The sequence below is a fragment of the Duganella sp. CF517 genome (assembly GCF_900110275.1).
Taxonomy (GTDB): Bacteria; Pseudomonadota; Gammaproteobacteria; order Burkholderiales; family Burkholderiaceae_D; genus Rugamonas.
The window spans coordinates 719,278-736,035 of sequence record NZ_FODC01000003.1; the positions used below are offsets into that span (position 1 = coordinate 719,278).

14 protein-coding genes and 3 pseudogenes are annotated in these 16,758 nt (G+C 66.4%); 5 read left to right on the top strand and 12 right to left on the bottom strand.

Going from position 1 to position 16,758, the window contains the following annotated elements:
* Window positions 1-84: 84 nt before the first annotated feature.
* From BMX85_RS14745 to BMX85_RS14795, 11 genes are all read right to left on the bottom strand, one after another.
* Window positions 85-1,047 carry a polysaccharide deacetylase family protein gene (locus BMX85_RS14745; RefSeq protein WP_090319275.1) on the bottom strand — a complete coding sequence of 321 codons (963 nt, stop codon included), beginning with the start codon at window positions 1,045-1,047 and terminating at the stop codon, window positions 85-87.
* Window positions 1,047-2,099, bottom strand: coding sequence for a bifunctional UDP-4-keto-pentose/UDP-xylose synthase (locus BMX85_RS14750; RefSeq protein ID WP_090319277.1), 1,053 nt, complete (start codon window positions 2,097-2,099; stop codon window positions 1,047-1,049). Before BMX85_RS14750 ends, BMX85_RS14745 begins: the two co-directional genes overlap by 1 nt.
* Window positions 2,096-3,034: a formyltransferase gene (locus BMX85_RS14755; protein ID WP_090320118.1), complete on the bottom strand. Its 939-nt coding sequence runs from the start codon at window positions 3,032-3,034 to the stop codon at window positions 2,096-2,098. Before BMX85_RS14755 ends, BMX85_RS14750 begins: the two co-directional genes overlap by 4 nt.
* 11 nt (window positions 3,035-3,045) lie before the next feature.
* The gene (locus BMX85_RS14760) at window positions 3,046-4,059 is read right to left on the bottom strand and encodes a glycosyltransferase (protein WP_090319280.1); all 1,014 of its coding nucleotides are present in this window, start codon (window positions 4,057-4,059) and stop codon (window positions 3,046-3,048) included.
* Window positions 4,060-4,111: 52 nt separating this feature from the next.
* Entirely contained in the window at window positions 4,112-5,893 is a 1,782-nt protein-coding gene (locus BMX85_RS14765; protein ID WP_307173465.1) for a glycosyltransferase family 39 protein, read from the bottom strand.
* The gene (locus BMX85_RS14770; RefSeq protein WP_090319282.1) at window positions 5,890-7,056 is read right to left on the bottom strand and encodes a DegT/DnrJ/EryC1/StrS family aminotransferase; all 1,167 of its coding nucleotides are present in this window, start codon (window positions 7,054-7,056) and stop codon (window positions 5,890-5,892) included. The genes BMX85_RS14765 and BMX85_RS14770 overlap by 4 nt, the downstream gene beginning before the upstream one ends.
* 267 nt (window positions 7,057-7,323) lie before the next feature.
* Complete coding sequence (locus BMX85_RS14775) at window positions 7,324-9,552, bottom strand: xanthine dehydrogenase family protein molybdopterin-binding subunit (RefSeq protein WP_090319285.1); 2,229 nt, start codon at window positions 9,550-9,552, stop codon at window positions 7,324-7,326.
* A 10-nt stretch (window positions 9,553-9,562) separates the two neighbouring features.
* Entirely contained in the window at window positions 9,563-10,036 is a 474-nt protein-coding gene (locus BMX85_RS14780) for a (2Fe-2S)-binding protein (protein ID WP_090319288.1), read from the bottom strand.
* A gap of 88 nt (window positions 10,037-10,124) precedes the next feature.
* Window positions 10,125-10,829: a Crp/Fnr family transcriptional regulator gene (locus BMX85_RS14785; RefSeq protein ID WP_177196761.1), complete on the bottom strand. Its 705-nt coding sequence runs from the start codon at window positions 10,827-10,829 to the stop codon at window positions 10,125-10,127.
* A 59-nt stretch (window positions 10,830-10,888) separates the two neighbouring features.
* Window positions 10,889-12,568 carry an AMP-binding protein gene (locus tag BMX85_RS14790; RefSeq protein ID WP_090319291.1) on the bottom strand — a complete coding sequence of 560 codons (1,680 nt, stop codon included), beginning with the start codon at window positions 12,566-12,568 and terminating at the stop codon, window positions 10,889-10,891.
* 25 nt (window positions 12,569-12,593) lie between these two features.
* Window positions 12,594-13,802, bottom strand: a complete 1,209-nt coding sequence (locus BMX85_RS14795) for an ABC transporter substrate-binding protein (protein WP_090319293.1) — start codon at window positions 13,800-13,802, stop codon at window positions 12,594-12,596.
* Between the two features lie 284 nt (window positions 13,803-14,086).
* On the opposite strand from BMX85_RS14795, the gene BMX85_RS14800 reads away from it, so the two are divergent.
* On the top strand, window positions 14,087-14,551 hold the full coding sequence (locus BMX85_RS14800) for a cache domain-containing protein (RefSeq protein WP_090319296.1): 465 nt from the start codon (window positions 14,087-14,089) through the stop codon (window positions 14,549-14,551).
* An 8-nt stretch (window positions 14,552-14,559) separates the two neighbouring features.
* Here BMX85_RS14800 and BMX85_RS14805 read toward each other — a convergent pair whose 3' ends face one another.
* Window positions 14,560-15,453, bottom strand: coding sequence for an AraC family transcriptional regulator (locus tag BMX85_RS14805; protein ID WP_229210465.1), 894 nt, complete (start codon window positions 15,451-15,453; stop codon window positions 14,560-14,562).
* A gap of 201 nt (window positions 15,454-15,654) precedes the next feature.
* On the opposite strand from BMX85_RS14805, the gene BMX85_RS31570 reads away from it, so the two are divergent.
* The 4 genes and pseudogenes from BMX85_RS31570 to BMX85_RS30105 all read left to right on the top strand — a co-directional run.
* Window positions 15,655-15,870, top strand: a complete 216-nt coding sequence (locus BMX85_RS31570) for an NAD(P)H-dependent oxidoreductase (protein WP_218147335.1) — start codon at window positions 15,655-15,657, stop codon at window positions 15,868-15,870.
* A gap of 12 nt (window positions 15,871-15,882) precedes the next feature.
* Window positions 15,883-16,293: pseudogene (locus tag BMX85_RS31575) on the top strand (NAD(P)H-dependent oxidoreductase); the annotation flags it as partial.
* Window positions 16,262-16,455, top strand: a pseudogene (locus tag BMX85_RS31005) (winged helix-turn-helix domain-containing protein); the annotation flags it as partial. The pseudogenes BMX85_RS31575 and BMX85_RS31005, both read left to right, overlap by 32 nt.
* 179 nt (window positions 16,456-16,634) lie before the next feature.
* Window positions 16,635-16,757: pseudogene (locus tag BMX85_RS30105) on the top strand (histidine kinase dimerization/phospho-acceptor domain-containing protein); the annotation flags it as partial.
* Between the last annotated feature and the right edge of the window lies 1 nt (window position 16,758).

The window sequence follows — 16,758 nt, forward strand, 5'->3', positions numbered from 1 at the left end:
GGCGCCCCGCTCGGTTGGAACGGATCAAGAAATTGCGACATCGGGATACTCCTCAAAATATAGGGAAGGAAACGCAAGGCCACGCTACGGCGCCCCGCCCTGCATGATCACGCGCCCGGAGCGCCCGGGCAGCTCGCCCCAGCCCAACGGCGACGTCGGCAGCGGCGCGTGCCGGACCTTGTCGTAGTAGTCGGCCATCGCGCCGAAGCGGTAGCCCTGCGCGCGCCAGCCAAGCAGCAACTGCTCGAACACCGGCGCCAGCTTTTGTCCCTCCAGCTCGGCGTGCAGCGTGTAGACATGGTCGCGCGGCGCGCCGGCGGTCAGCGACAACAGGTGCGCCGCGACGTTGTCCGCCGTAATCGTCCTGCCGTCGACCGCGCGCCCGAGCAGTTCGTCGAGCGTGGGCAAGGTGGTGGGCAACTGGACGCAGTCGATCAGGTGGCCGCCGGCCAGCACCCGGTGCGGGCCGCTGGTTGGGTCGATCAGCGCGCCCCGTTCGTCGAGCGGGACGCGGCCGTCCGAGGCGTAGCGGTAACCGGCCGCGTCGTGTTCGGCGAAGGCGGCGGCGTTCATCTGCCAGCCGGCCGCGCCATGCGTGCGCGTGGCCATGCCGAACACGTCGACGTGGCGGCGCGCGGCCTTGCGCATCATCTCGCGCGTCCAGTCGGCGCCGCGCGCGGCCACGTTGTCCTGCCACCGCACGTGGTCCCAGGTGTGGATGCCGCATTCGAAACCGGCGTCGCGCACGGCGCGCAGCTGCGCCGCGCAGCGCCGGCCGATGTCGGGACCGGGCAGCAAAACGCCGTACATCAGCGTTTTCAAACCGTAATGTTCGACCACGGAGGTGCGCGCGACCTTGCTGCAAAACCCGGGCCGCAGCGCGCGCCGCAAGGCCCGGCCGGTGTGGTCCGGCCCGAGCGAAAACAGGAACGTGGCGTTGGCGCCGTGCGCGCGCAGCATGCGCACCAGGTTGGCCACGCCGATCCGGGTGCCATGGAAGGTGTCGACGTCGATCTTGAGCGTCAACAGCGGTGGTGTGGTCGCCATCAGTCGATCAGCGCGCGCGCCTGCGCGACCTGGCCCCGGTAGGCGTCGAAGATGCGCCGCAGCGCGTCGGCCATGCCGGTGACCGGCGTCCAGCCCAGGTCCGCGCTGGTGTTGGCGATCTTCGGCACGCGGTTCTGCACATCCTGGTAACCCTCGCCGTAGTAGGCGCCGGACGTGGTCTCGACGATCTTCACCCGCCGCACCGCCTCCGCGTACTCGGGGTAGTCGGCGGCCAACGCCAGCATCATCCCGGCCAGCTCGCGGATCGAATAATTGTTGACCGGGTTGCCGATGTTGTAGATCTTGCCGCTGGCGACACCGTCGACGTTGGCGATGATGCGCACCAGCGCGTCGATGCCGTCGTCGATGTAGGTGAAGGCGCGTTTCTGCGCGCCGCCGTCGACCAGCGAGATGGCCTCGCCGCGCACGATATGGCCGAAGAACTGCGTCACCACGCGCGACGAGCCCTCCTTGGCGGTGTGGATCGAATCCAGTCCCGCGCCGATCCAGTTAAAGGGACGGAACAGCGTGAAGTTCAATCCCTCCATGCCGTAGCCCCAGATCACCCGGTCCATCAATTGCTTGGCGTTGGAATAGATCCAGCGCGGCTTGTTGATCGGTCCGCACACCAGTTCGGAGCTTTCGGGATCGAACTCCTCGTCGTGGCACATGCCGTACACCTCCGACGTCGACGGGAACACCAGGTGCTTGCCGTATTTGGCGGCCGAGCGCACGATCGGCAGGTTGGCCTCGAAATCGAGTTCGAACACGCGCAAGGGCTGCTTGACGTAGGTCGACGGCGTGGCGATGGCCACCAGCGGCACGATCACGTCGCACTTCTTGACGTGGTATTCGATCCATTCCTTGTTGATCGTGATGTCGCCCTCGTAGAAATGCATGCGCGACTTGTAGGCCGGGTTCTCCAGCAGGGCCGCGATGCGGTCGGTGTGCATGTCCATGCCGAACACCTCCCAGTCGGTGGTTTCGAGGATGCGCTTGGACAGGTGGTGGCCGATAAAGCCGTTGACGCCAAGGATAAGAACTTTTTTCATGGGTGTACTCGCGTGATGTCGATCTGCGCCGCCGAACCGGCCAGCATGGTTTGTAACTGTTGTGGCGATACCTCGGTCGCGCCGTGCAGCAGGGAAGAGATGGCGAGCATGCGGCCGTCGCCGCACACGCCGACGATCCGGCCGTCGAGCACAGCCAGGCCGGGCGCCATGCCGCACGCCAGACAGCCCGGCACGAGGCGCGCGCGGGCCAACGTCAACGACACGCCATCCACCTCCGTGTGGGCGCCGGGATAAGGCGGCGCCACCGCGCGGTGCAGGTTGTAGACGGTTTGCGCGTCGGCGCGCCAGTCGATGCGGCCATCGGCCGGCGTGCGCCCGCCGAAGTAACTGCCCTGCCGCAGGTCGTTGTCGCGGCGCGGCGCGTCGCCCGCCAACAGCGCCGGTAGTACGCCCCACAAGGTCTGCTCGGCCGCCACGGTAACCTTGGCGAACACCTCGAAGGCCGTGTCGTCGGGCAGGATGGGCACCGCCGTCTGCGCCACGATGGCGCCGGCGTCGGGTCTGGCGGTCATCTCGTGCAAGGTGGCGCCGGTGCGGTCGGCGCCGTGAAGCACGGCCCAGTTGACCGGCGCGCGGCCGCGAAACTTCGGCAGCAACGAGCCGTGCATGTTGTAGGCCGGCGCCACCGCCAGCACGGCGGCCGGCAGCATGTGGCGGTAGTAAAAACTGAACAGGAAATCCGGCCGCGCCGCGCGCACGGCGGCCAGCAGCGCCGGTTCGGCCGGATCGGAATGCACGGCGGTGGCGATGCCGTGCTCGCGGCAAAGCGCCCGCACCGAGCCATACCAGATGTTCTCGGCCGGATCGTCGTCGTGCGTGACGACCAGGGCCACGTCCACGCCGCCGGCCAGCAGCACCCGAAGGCAGCGCACGCCGACGTCGTGGTAGGCGAACACCACGGCGCGCGGGGCCACGCCCGGCGCCGTCATCGCCCCACCCCGCGCTGTTCCAGCGGCAGGATGGACGCCGCGTTGGCGGCGCCGGCCACCTGCCGCCGCGCCCCCGGTGCCGGCTCCTCGAGGATGGTTTGCACCACATAGCGCGGCCGCGCGCGCACCTGCTGGTAAATGCGGCCGATGTACTCCCCCAGCAGGCCGATGCCGAACAGGATCACGCCCATCAGGAAGAACAGCAGCGCGAACAAGGTGAACGCGCCCTCGGCCTCGGCGCCGAGCAGCAGCCGGCGCGTCAACAGCACCAGCACCAACAAGCCGGACGCGCCCGATAGCGCCATGCCCAACATCGAGAACATTTGCAGCGGGATCAGCGAGAAGCCGGTGACCAGGTCGAAGTTGAGCCGTATCAGGCTGTAGAGCGAGTACTTCGACGCGCCGGCCGCGCGCTCCTCGTGCTCGACCACGACCTCGGTCGGGTTGCGCGCGAAAGTGTAGGCCAGCGCCGGCACGAAGGTGTTGACCTCCGCGCACTGGTTGACCAGGTCGATGACGTTACGGCCGTAGGCGCGCAGCATGTTTCCCTGGTCGGTGATGCGGATATTGGTGATGCGTTCGCGCAGCCGGTTCATCGCCTTCGACGCCAGCGTGCGCCAGGCCGTATCCTGACGCACGCGCCGGATCGAGCCGACGTAGTCGTGGCCCGCGCGGATCCGCTCGACCAGCTTGCCGATCTCCTCTGGCGGGTTTTGCAGGTCGGCGTCGAGCGTGACCATGATCTGGCCGCGCGCGGACTGGAAGCCGGCCAGGATCGCCATATGCTGTCCGTAATTGCCGTTAAACAGCACCACCCGGGTGACGTCCGGGCGCCGCCGGAACTGCTCGGCCAGCAACGACGCCGAGGCGTCCCGGCTGCCATCGTTGACGAACACGATCTCATAGCCGGTGCGCAGCGCGTCGAGCGCCGTGTACAGGCGGTCGAACAGGCCGGGCAGCCCGGCTTCCTCGTTGTAGACCGGAATGACGATGGACAATTCGGGCGTCATGGCGACACCGCCCGGGGGAACACAGGCAACAAGGGTAAGCAAGCAGGCGCGGTCATGGCAGTCCTTTTGTCAATTGATTGGAGATCACGATCCGGCGCCCGTCGCGCGCCACCAGCCGCATCGGCACGCCGCGCTGGCGCAGCCGGTCGTACACGGCCTGGCTGGCGATGGCCATCGAGGGCGGGCCGGCGGCCGCGTCGCGCCGCCACAGGACGACGAACTCCTCCAACCCGGACAGCGCCAGTCCCGGTTCCTGCCGCAGCCCGAAGCCGAATTCGTCCACATACTCGACCAGGATCGCCGGCCGGCCTAGATAGAAGGTCAGCGACTGCTCGTAGCGGCCGAGCGCGTACAGCTTGGTGGACGGCGTTAGTTCGGCCCGGATCGCCGGCAGCAGCGCGGTGCCCGCGCGGTCCTTGCCGTAGACCTCGAAGCCGGCGACGATCAGGTGGGTGGCGAGAAAGCCGGCCACCGCCATCGTCAACACCGTCTGATCGCGCTGGACACGCGCCGCCTGGCACCACGCCAGGCAACCGCCGACCAACAGGATGCAGCCGGCGAACATCAGCCACGGCTGGTAGCTGCGCAGGCTGTGCGGCGCGGAGCCGGCCGCGCCCGTCGCCAGCGCCACCGGCACCGCGACCACCAGCAGCGCGCCGACCGCCGCCAGCAGCGCGGCGGCGACCATGTGCGGCCGGCGGCCGGCGGCGTCCAGGCACAGCGCCGTGAGCAGCGCCACCGCCGGGAACACCGGCACGATGTAGCCGGGCAGCTTCGAGCTCGACATGCTGAAAAACACCAGGATGAAGGCGAACCAGATCAGCAACAGCAACCTCGGCTGGAATCGTCCCGGCGCGCGCCGGGCGCCCTCCACCAACGCGTGCGGCAGCCAGCCGAGCCAGGGCAACAGGCCCGGCAGCAACAGCAGGATGAAGGCGTACCAAGGCCCCTCGCGCTGGTGGCCGGGGCTCAGGAAGCGGTCGAAATGTTCGTGAATAAAAAAGAAGTGCGGCTGTTCGGGGTTGCGCTGGGCGACCAGGATGAACCAAGGCGCGGCAACAGCGAAAAACAGCAGCAACCCCTTGCCCATGTGCAGACGGGTCCAGACGCGCCAATCGCGCGCGGCGGCCCCGTAGAGGACCAGCACGGCACCCGGCAGCACCACGCCGACCAGTCCCTTGGCCAACGCCGCCAGCGCCATCGCCGCCCACGCAACCAGCATCCAGGCGCGCCGCTGGCCGGCGGTGGCGCCGTCGCGCTGGGCGATCAGCACGGCGGCCAGGCATGTGGCCATCATGCCCGACAGGCTCATGTCGAGCGAATTGATCTGGCCTGCCGCCAGCCAGAACAAGGTCGACGCCAGCACCAGGCCGGCATACAGTCCGATGCGCGGGGAGAACACCACGCGCCCGGCCCAGGCGGTCATGACCACGCCGAGGATGCCGCAGACGCCGGTCCACAGCCTTGCCTGCCATTCGCCCAGGCCGAACAGCGTGAAGGTCAGCGCGTTCATCCACGCTTGCAACGGCGGCTTCTCGAAATACTTGATGCCGTTCAGGCGCGTGGTGATCCAGTCGCCGCTGACGAACATCTCGCGGCCGATCTCGGCGTAGCGGCCCTCGTCGGGCGGCACCAGGGTGCGCACGCCGAGCGCGCCCAGCGTGACCAGGACGAAGCCGCCGAACAGCATCCACAGCAGCGCCGGCGACAGCGTGGCGCCGGCGCGCCTGGACGGCGCCGCCGGGCGCGCGGCAAGGGCGTCGTCGAGCAACGCGTCGCCGGCGCCGCCGGTGGACGGCCGGCGCGCCCTGCCGTGCATCGCATCGGGGCTCATCGGGGCACCCGCGCGTGGATCAGGATCGATTCGACGGCCGCCACGACGCGCTCGACGTCGTCGAACGTCATCGCGTGGAACATCGGCAGGGTCACCGTCAGGCGGCCGACACGCTCGGCGACCGGGAACATGCCCTCCGCGTAGCCGCGCGCGCGGTACAGGCTGAACAAATGGATCGGCGCGTAATGGAAGCCGGTGCCGATCCCCCGGCATGCCATCGCCTCCATGAAGCCGGCGCGCGTGCCGGGCCCGCGGTCCGGCAGGATGATCTGGAACAGGTGCCAGTTGCCGTGCTCGAAGTCGGCCAGCGGCAGGCGGGCGCCGCTGGCCGACTCGAAGCCAGCGCCGAAGCGGGCGAAATAGTGGCGCGCCAGCGCGCGCCGGTGCGCGGTGACGGCGTCGATGTTGGCGAACTGGCCCAGGCCGATCGCCGCCATGATGTCGCTCATGTTGTGCTTGCCGCCGGGGAGATCGACGTCGATGCCGTCGACGCCGCTGCGGGTGACGCCCTGCAGGCGGTACTTCGCGGCCAGCGCCGCCTCGCCGGCGTCGTTGAGCACCAGGCAACCGCCCTCGCCCGTGGTCAGGTTCTTATTGGCTTGAAAACTGAACGACACCAGATCGCCGAACGCTCCGACGCGCCTGCCGTGCCAGCGCGAGCCGAAGGCCTGCGCCGCGTCCTCCACCACGCGCAGCCGGTGGCGCGCGGCGATGGCGTACAGGCGGTCCATGTCCACCGGCAGCCCCGCCAAATGGACCGGGATCAGCGCGCGCGTGCGCGGCGTTATCGCCGCCTCCAGTTGGTCCAGGTCGATGTTGCGCGCGGCCGGGTCGATATCGGCGAACACCGGCGTCGCGCCGACGGCAAGGATCACATTGGCGGTGGCCGGCCAGGAGATCGGCGTGGTGACCACCTCGTCGCCGGCGCCGACACCGGCAACGCGCAGCGCGATTTCCATGGTGCTGGTGCCGGAATTAAAAGTCAGTACCGGCCGCCCGCCGAAATAGGCGGACAGCTGTTGTTCGAAGTCGTGCACCCTGGGGCCGCTGCTGATCCAGCCGGAGCGTAGCACGTCACCGACGGCGGCGATGGTCCCCTCGTCGATGGTGGGTCGGGAAAATGGCAGGAAAGGCAGGACGGCTGCCGAAAGCGGGGCGCTCATGCCGGTGTGCTGCTTAGGCGCTTGCTCGAGGTGAAACGACGCGGGAGCTGCATGATTATTTCTCCGAGTGTTAAGGCTGGGAGCTCATAATCGGGCAACTTCACTTACTGAACACTTACCGGGGAAAGGGATAGACGCGGGATTGACGCGGGCATGACGGACCGGCGGCTTACAATATTGTCAAGGCCGGTATGGATTGGTCGGCGGCCGCATCCGGGGCGGCCGCTCTCGGTGATCGCATACGACCATCGGTCTGCTGCGGGGAGATTACGCCAGCTTGAACGGCATGTCGCGCAGCGGCTTGCCGGTCACGCGCGCCAGCGCGTTGGCAAAGGCCGGCGCCAGCGGCGGCAAGCCCGGTTCGCCGATGCCGGTCGGCGGTTCGGCGCTCGGCACGATGTGCACGTCGACGGCCGGCATGCTGGTCATCCGGGGCACCGCGAAGTCGCCGAAATTGCTTTGCTCGACCACGCCATCCTTGAACGTGATCGCCGCACCGGGCAGGCACATCGACAATCCCATCAGCGCCCCGCCCTGCACCTGCGCCTCGATGCTGCGCGGGTTGACCGCCAGGTTGCAGTGCACGCCGGCGGTGACGCGGTGCAGCACCGGTTCGCCGTCCTTGACCGACGCCTCCACCACATACGCCACCACGCTGTCGAAACACTCGTGCACCGCCACGCCCCAGGCACGGCCCGCCGCCAGGCGGCGCTTGCCGTAACCGCTCTTGTCGACCGCCAGTTGCAGCGCCGCGCGGTGGCGCACCTGCTTCGAACTGAGAAGCTTCATGCGGTAGGCCACCGGGTCCTGTTTGGTCATGCGCGCGATCTCGTCGATCAAGGTTTCCATGACGAAGGCGGTATGGTTGGAGCCGACGCTGCGCCACCACAGGACCGGCACGTTCTGTTGCGGATGATGTACGGTCAGGCGCATCGGGAATGGATACGGGTCGCGCATGCCTTCGGTGGCGGTGCCGTCGATGCCGTCCTTGACCTGGAACGGTTCGAACGGCGAGCCGGCCGTAATCGACTGGCCGACGATAGCGTGGTCCCACGCCAGCACGTTGCCGATGGCGTCGAAGCCGATGTGGGCGCGGTGCAGGTGCATCGGGCGGTAGTAGCCGCCACGGATGTCGTCCTCGCGGCTCCAAACGGTGCGGATCGGCGCCACCACGCCGGCCGCGCGGGCGGCCTTGGCGATCTGGCACGCCTCCACCACGAAATCGTTGGTGGGCACGGCGCGGCGGCCAAAACCGCCGCCGGCCACCGCCACGTTCATCTTGACCTGGTCCTGCTTGAGGCCCAGCACGCGGGCGGCGGCGATGGCGTCGAGGCCCGGCATCTGGGTGCCGGTCCACAACTCGGCGGCACCGTCGTCGAGCTTGACGGTGCAGTTCAGCGGCTCCATCGGCGCATGGGCCAGATACGGGAACACGAAGTCCGCCTTGATGCTCAGCGGCGCGCCGGCCAGCGGCGCCATGTCGGCGTCGAATTTGCGGTTGCCGGGCTGGCCGGCCAGCTCGCGGTACCGGGCGAGCTGCTGTTCGCTGTCGACCTTTTCGACGTCGTCGGTGTTCCACTCCAGTTTCAGGGCGTCGCGCCCGCGCTTGGCGTTCCAGTAGCCGTCGGCCACCACGGCCACGCCTTCCGCGCCACGGTCGAGCGGCACGCGCAGCACGGCGCGCACGCCCTTGATGGCCCGGGCCGCGCCCTCGTCGACCGACTTGAGGCGGGCGCCGAACACCGGTGGGCGCGCGACCAGCGCCGTCAACTGGCCTTCCAGACGTGTATCGATGCCGAACGCCTGCTTGCCGCTGCTCTTGGCCTTGGCGTCGATGCGGCCGGTGGCGCGGCCGATGATGCGGAATTCCTTGGGATCTTTCAGCGCCACCTTTTGCGGCACCGGCAGCGCGGCGGCGGCCTGCGCCAGTTCGCCATAACCAACTTGGCGTCCGCCCGGCCCCAGCACCTTGCCGGCGCGGGTTTGCAAGGTCGACACATCGACGTTCCAGCGTTGCGCGGCGGCCGTCAGCAGCATGGCGCGGGCGCGCGCGCCCAGCTCGCGGTATTGTGTGTAGCTGTGCTTGATCGCGCCGGAGCCGCCGGTCATGTGCATGCCGAACACCGGATCGATATACGCCGGGTCGTCGCTGCCCATCCTGGCGGTGACAAGCGCCCAGTCGGCGTCGAGTTCCTCGGCCAGGATCATCGGCAGCCCGGTCTGCACGCCCTGGCCGAATTCGAGCCGGTTGATGGTCACCGTCACAACGCCGTCGGGCGCGATCTGGACGAACGCCAGCGGCTGTTCGGTCGGCTTCAGGCCGTTGGCCTGCTGCGCCGGCGCCATGCCCGGAAACGTGCCCAGCGCCAGGCCGGACAGGCCCATCACTTTGAGGAAGGCGCGGCGTGGCGGGCTGGCGCTCGCCGTGCCCTGGTCGCGCACGATCATGTTTTGCAGCGCGCGCGGCAATTCCTTGGGATTGAAGTTGGTCAGCATGTCGGTTCCTTTAAGCGAGAGTGCGGGCGGCGTCGGCGACGGCGGCGCGGATGCGGGCGTAGGTGCCGCAACGGCAAATATTGCCCGTCATGGCGGACTCGATCTCGGCGACGGTCGGCTGTTTGCCGCGTGGCAGCGTTTTAAGGAAGGCGATCGCGCTCATGATCTGGCCGCTTTGGCAGTATCCACATTGGGCCACGTCGTGCTTGACCCAGGCCGCGTGCACGGCCTTGCCGACGCGGTCGGCGCCGCCGGTGGCCGCTTCGATGGTGGTGATCGTCTTGCCTTCGGCGGCGGAGACCGGCGTGACGCACGAGCGGATCGCCTGGCCGTCGAGGTGCACGGTGCAGGCGCCGCACAGCGCGGCGCCGCAGCCGAACTTGGTGCCCGTCAGCCCGAGCGTGTCACGCAGCGCCCACAGGATGGGCGTATCGGCGTCGACATCGATGGCGCGCGGGCTGCCGTTGACAATGAGTGTGGTCATGGTAAGCGTATCTCCAGTGAAATTTTATCCACTGAAGTATCGCTCCGGCCGTGCTGAAACCGGTTGCCGAATCCGACCGATATCTTGCCTAAACCGATGGCTTTCCATCCGCCTCGGAGGCGAAGGCGCGCAGTGCCGCGATGTCGAGTATCCGGATCGAGCCGTAGCTGGCCTGCAGCAGCCGCGCGTCCTCCAGCCGGCGCAGCGCGCGGTTCACAAGCTGGCGCGATACCCCGGCCAGCAAAGCGATTTCTTCCTGCGAAATCCGCAGCATCGCCGCCGTGCCCGGATACAGCTCGGCGTTGAACAACTCGGCCAGGCAGTGCGCAACGTGCCGTTCCGGCCCGGAGGAGCGGAAATGCTCCACGCGAATGACAAACTGCGCCAGCCGGGCGTTCAACTGCTCGATCAGAAACCGGTTGAACGGCAGGCTGCATCCCAGCAGCCAGTGGAAGGTCGCGGCTGGCACTTGGGCAAGATGGCTCGCGCGCAGCGCCACCACATCGTAAGGACGATTCTCGTTTTTCAACACCGAGCCTTCGCCGAACCAGCCGCCCGTGGGGATGCCGATCAACGAAGTCGGTCGTCCATCGCGCGTGACATTGGAGACCTTGACCAGCCCTTCGACCACGCCATACCAATATTCGGCGCGCACGCCGCGATGGCACACCGTCTGTCCGCCCTCGGCCATCAACTCCGACGTATCACCGAGTACCCGCCGCAACTGCTCCGCATTCAAGTTACGGCCCCACAAGGAAGATGCGATGAATTCTTCGATCTGCTCACTCGCCATTGTCTACAATTCACGGTTGCTGTTCGTGACGCCTACAATGGTAGTTCTACGCTTCGCTGTCAAGCGCTAAGCCCGAGGTCACCGGTGATCTGTTCGCGCAGCACGAACTTTTGAATCTTTCCAGTCACCGTCATCGGGAAGGCGTCGACGAACACGACGTAGCGCGGCACCTTGTAGTAGGCGATCTCCCCCTGGCAGAAGGCGCGGATCTCGTCGGCGTCGGCCTGCATGCCCGGCCGCAGGATGACGCAGGCGCACAGCTCCTCGCCGTATTTCTTGTCCGGCACGCCGACGCATTGCACGTCCTGGATCTTCGGGTGCCGGTACAGGAATTCCTCGACCTCGCGCGGATAGATGTTCTCGCCGCCACGGATGACCATGTCCTTGGAGCGGCCGACGATGGTGGCATAGCCTTGCTCGTCGATGACGGCCAGGTCGCCGGTATGCATCCAGCGCGCCGCGTCGATGGTTTCTCGGGTCTTCGCGTCGTCGCCCCAGTAACCGAGCATGACCGAGTAGCCGCGCGTGAGCAGCTCGCCCTTGACGCCGCGCGGCACGATGCGCCCGGAACCGTCGACGATCTTGACCTCCAGGTGCGGGTGCACGCGACCGATGGTGGCCACGCGCAGCGCGACCGGGTCGTCGGTCGAGCTTTGGAAGCTGACCGGCGACGTCTCCGTCATGCCGTAGGCGATGGTGATCTCGTTCATGTGCATCGTGCCGATGACGCGGTTCATCACCTCGGTTGGGCAAGGCGAGCCGGCCATGATGCCGGTGCGCAGGGTCGACAGGTCATAGTTGCCGAACTCCGGATGATCGAGGATGGCGATGAACATCGTCGGCACGCCGTGCAAGGCGGTGCAGCGTTCGGCCTGCACCGTCTCTAGCACTGCCTTGGGTTCGAAGCCCTCGCCGGGGAACACCATGGCGGCGCCGTGCGTGACGCAGGCCAGGTTGCCCAGCACCATGCCGAAGCAGTGGTACAGCGGCACCGGAATGCATAGCCGGTCGTCGGCGCCCAGGCGCATCGCTTCGCCGATGAAGAAGCCGTTGTTGAGGATGTTGTGGTGGGTCAGTGTCGCGCCCTTGGGCGCGCCCGTGGTGCCGGAGGTGAACTGGATGTTGACCGGGTCGTCGAACTGCAACCCGTCTTCCACCTGCGCCAGCTGCGCGAGCTGTTCGTCCGTCGGCGGCGCCAGCAATTCGCTGAAGTTGAACATGCCGTCGGTGCGCTCGTCGCCGAGCCGGATCACGTGGCGCAGATGCGGCAGCCGGTCCGATTGCAGCGCGCCGGGCTTGGCGTGGTGGATGGCCGGTACGACGTCGCGCACGATGGCGATGTAGTCGCTGGACTTGAACGCCGGCGCCAGGATCAGCGCGCTGCATTGCACCTTGTCGAGCACATACTCGAGCTCCGAACGCCGATACGATGGGTTGATGTTCACCATGATCAGGCCGGCACGGGCGGTGGCGAACTGCACCAGCACCCACTCGGCGCAGTTCTGCGACCAGATGCCGACCCGGTCGCCCGGCCGCAGGCCGAGCCTGAGCAGGCCGGCGGCGACGCGGGTCACCCGTTCGTCGAACTCGCGGTAGGTCCAGCGGACGTTTTGATGCGGCACCACCACGGCGTCGCTGTCGCCGTGGCGGGCGGCGACCGAGGCCAGATAGGGGCCGATCGTCACGCCGATCAGCGGCACGTCGTGCGCGCCGTGAACGTAGCTCAAATTTTTCTGCATACAGATCTCCTTGGGGACCCGCCCCTTATTTTTTGATCAACGGGCAGCCCGACTGTGCCAACGGCCGGAACGCCTCGTTGCCGGGGATGACGTCGACCACCTTGTAATAATCCCAGGGCGATTTCGACTCGGCCGGCTTCTTCACCTGTAACAGTAGCATGTCGTGCACCATTCGGCCGTCCGCACGCAAGGTGCCCTTGGGGATGACGACGTCGTTGACCGGCAGCTCGCGCATCTTCTTCATGACGGCGGCGGTGTCGTCGGTGCCTGCCGCCTTGACCGCCTTCAGGTAGTGCGTCACGGCCGAATACATGCCGGCCTGCGCCATCGTCGGCATTTTCTTCTGGATCGCGAAGAAACGCCTGGACCAGGCGCGCGTGTCGTCGTTGTAGTCCCAGTAGTAGCCTTCGGTCAGGTACATGTCCTGCGCGTATTTGAGGCCGATGGCGTGGACGTCGCTGATGAACATCAGCAGCGGCGCCACCACCATGCCCTTGGCGGCGATGCCGAACTCGCCGGCCTGCTTGACGGCGTTGACGGCGTCGCCGCCGGCGTTGGCCAGGCCGATGACCTTGGCCTTCGAGGCCTGCGCCTGCATCAGGTACGACGAGAAATCGTTGCTGTTCAACGGGTGCCTGGCCGCGCCGAGCACCTTGCCGCCGCCGGCCGTGACCACGTCGGACACGTCCTTCTCCAGCGACTTGCCGAACGCGTAATCGGCGGTAAGGAAATACCAGCTATCGCCGCCGCGCTTGAGGAGTGCCTTGCCGGTGCCGACCGAGCTGGAATAGGTGTCGTACATCCAATGCACGCTGGTGCTGGTGCATTTTTCATTGGAGATGACGCTGGAGGCCGAACCGACCACGATGGCCAGCTTGTTCTTTTGCTGGGCGATGTCCATCACGGCCAGCGCGGCGTTGGTTGGCACCAGGTCCATCAGCACATCGACGTTTTGCTGGTCGATCCACTCGCGCGCCTTGTTGGCGGCGACGTCGGCCTTGTTGTGGCTGTCGCCCGAGATCAGCTCGATCGGCTTGCCGAGCACGGTTTTGCCGAAGTCCTCGATCGCCATGCGGGCGGCGACGATCGAGCCCTGCCCCGACAGGTCCGAGTACAGGCCCGACAGATCGGTGAGCACGCCGATTTTCACGGTGTTGTTGCTGACCTGGGCGCCGGCGCCGGCGGTGACGGCGGTCAGCATGGCGGCGGCCAGCGACATTTGCGTAAGCTTCATGGTTTGTCTCCGTTATATTTTCTATTTTTTACGCTTACGTAAACGTAAGTCGACAATCAGCGTAGCACCGATGGTTTTGCCCAATTGTCCGTGCCGCGACAATTGGGCGGGTTTTTGTGAGTTGTTTTAGTGCAACGTTTTGACGTTCCCGGCGCTAATTGTCGATGCCGTTACGTTTCGGCGCCGATCGCCGGACTACGATTAGGTACTCGCTGAAGAACGCGCAGAAAGCCGTTGCCTTGCGGGGCGCCAAGAACACAAGACCAATTTTCAAGGAGACCAGAATGAAACAACTGCTGAAATCGATGTCCGTCGCGGCCTGCGTACTGGCGCTGCATATTCCGGTGTTGGCGGCCGACGACCGCGGCACCGCCGCCGAGGCCACCGCGCTGGTCCAGCGCGCCGCCGAGTATCTGAAGGCGAACGGTCCGGCCAAATCCTACGCCGCGTTCAACGACGCGGCCGGCCAGTTCAAGGACCGCGACCTGTACGTGTTCGTCATGGATCTGAACGGCAAGATGCTCGCGCACGGCGCCAACGCCAAACTGATCGGCAAGGACTTGACCAACCTGAAGGATTCCGACGACAAGCTCTTCATCAAGACGATGCTCGACGTCGCCAAGGCCAAGGGCAAAGGCTGGGTCGACTACAAATGGCCGCACCCGGTCACCAAGGCGATCGAACCGAAATCGACCTACGTCGAGAAGGTCGACGACCTGGTCATCGGTTGCGGCATCTACAAGCAATAACGCGGGCGTCACGACTCCTGCAAGCGCCGAATGTCCCGCAGCGGCGGCGCGCCGAACAGCCGCGTGTACTCGCGGCTGAACTGGGAGGCGCTCTCATAGCCGACCCGCATGGCGGCGCTGCCGGCATCGATATCCTCGTTGAGCATCAGTTGCCGCGCATCCTGTAAGCGCAGCTGCTTCAGGTATTGCAGCGGGCTCATGCCCGCCACCTCGCGGAAATGCTGGCGGAAAGTGGACGGACTCATGTGCGCCTGCGTGGCCAGGTCGTCCATCGGGAAATTCTTCGTGAAGTGCTGCTTCAACCAGGCGATCACCTTGGCGATCTGCTGGCTCGGCGAGCCGGCCATGACCAGCCGGCGCAACGTCGGCCCGTGTTCGCCCGTGAGCAGGCGCACGGCGATCTCCTGCTGGACCAGCGGCCCCACCAACGGCACCAGCGCCGGCTCGCGCAGCAGGCGCAGTAGCTGAATCAGCGCGCGCCGCAGGCCCGCATCGGGCGTGGCCACCGTCAGCCCCAGCGACGAGCCGCCCGGCGCCGGCGCCAGGAAATCCATGCTGGCGGCCACCTGCCCGATGACGCGCGCGTCGAGTTGCAGCCATAGGCCCAGATACGGTTCGTCCGGGCTGGCGCGCGTCACGTAGGTGACCACCGGCAGGTCGACCGAGGTCACCAACGTCTGTCCCGGCATGAAGTCGTGGATGTCGCTGCCAAGGGTCACACGCTTTTCACCCCGCACCGTCATGCCAAGCCCCATGCCGTAGATACAAGGCATGGGGTCGGTCGCGGCGCTGCGCCGGTACAGCATCAGCTCCGGGACCGGGGTGGCGTAATCGCCATCGGTTTGGGCAATTTCACTGATCAGCTCGGCGAGATCGCCCCCCCGCCAGTGCCGGTGTTTCAACTCCGAAATTCATCGCATCCTCGCGTTCAAGCCACAAGTCAGAGCGTAGCACGGCCTGCTGGCCGGAATTCCAGGCCGGATGGCGACTCGTCAAATCAGGCAAAAAGCCCATCGGATCCGGCAACCGGTTTTGGCCAACCCGGCGCCACAATGTCTGCACGCAACAACAACTCGCCGCCACGGCCATCATCAGGATCGACAATGAAAAAAGTACTCATTATCAACGCGCACCAGTTTTACGAAGGCTTCGCCCCCGGCAAGTTGAACCACAAGATGGCCGGCGTCATCAAGGAGGAAATGACGCAACGCGGCTACGAGGTGATGGAAACCTCGATACAGGAAGGCTACGATATCGCCGCCGAGGTGCAAAAGCATGTCGATGCCGACCTGATCGTGCTGCAAACACCGGTCTACTAGTTCGGCACGCCGTGGATCTACAAGAAATATGTCGATGAGGTGTTCACCGCCGGTCTGGTGCAACAGAGTTTGCTGACCGACGATGGACGCACCCGTGACGACCCGAGCAAGCAATACGGCAGCGGCGGCAAAATGCAGGGAAAAAAATACATGCTGTCGCTAACGTGGAACGCGCCCGCCGCATCCTTCGGCGATCCCCGGCAGAGTCTGTTCGGGGGCCAATCGGTTGACGACGTCTTCGTCGGCAACACCGCCAACTACAAGTTCTGCGGCGCCGAGATCCTGCCCTCTTTCTCCTGCCACGATGTGGTGAAGCAGCCCGACGTCGAAGGAGACGTCGCGCGACTGCGCAGGCATCTCGCCGTACTCGGGTTAGACTACCATCTCCGATGCGGAAGCGCCGGTGATTCAACGGGGAGCTAACCGCGCCGCGCTGCTGGCCGGCTGCCTGGCCGAAGGCGACCCGCTGGAGCGCACCGTCAACAGCCACATCACAAACTGCGCCGCAAGCTCGAGGACGCGGGTGTCGCCGGCATGCCGTTCAGCTTGCGCGGCGTAGGCTACCGCATGGTGAAGCCGACATGATGCGCGAATTAGGTCTCAGCCGACAGATCCTGTGGTCGATGGGCACCGTGGGCGTCGGCATGGCGGTGGCGGTGATGGTCAGCCTGTACATTTTTTACACGCTGTCGATCCTGTTCTATCCCGAATCAGGCTTGGCGCCGCGGAGACCCCTGCGGCTGGAGCGCACCGCGAACGAGCTGGTCACGTTGACCGCCGCCATCGCCCACGAGCTGCACACGCCCGTCACGATCCTGCGCATGCGCCTGCAAGGGCTGGCCGAAGGCGTGTTAGCGCCCGACGAGGCGCAGTTCCACAGCCTGCTGC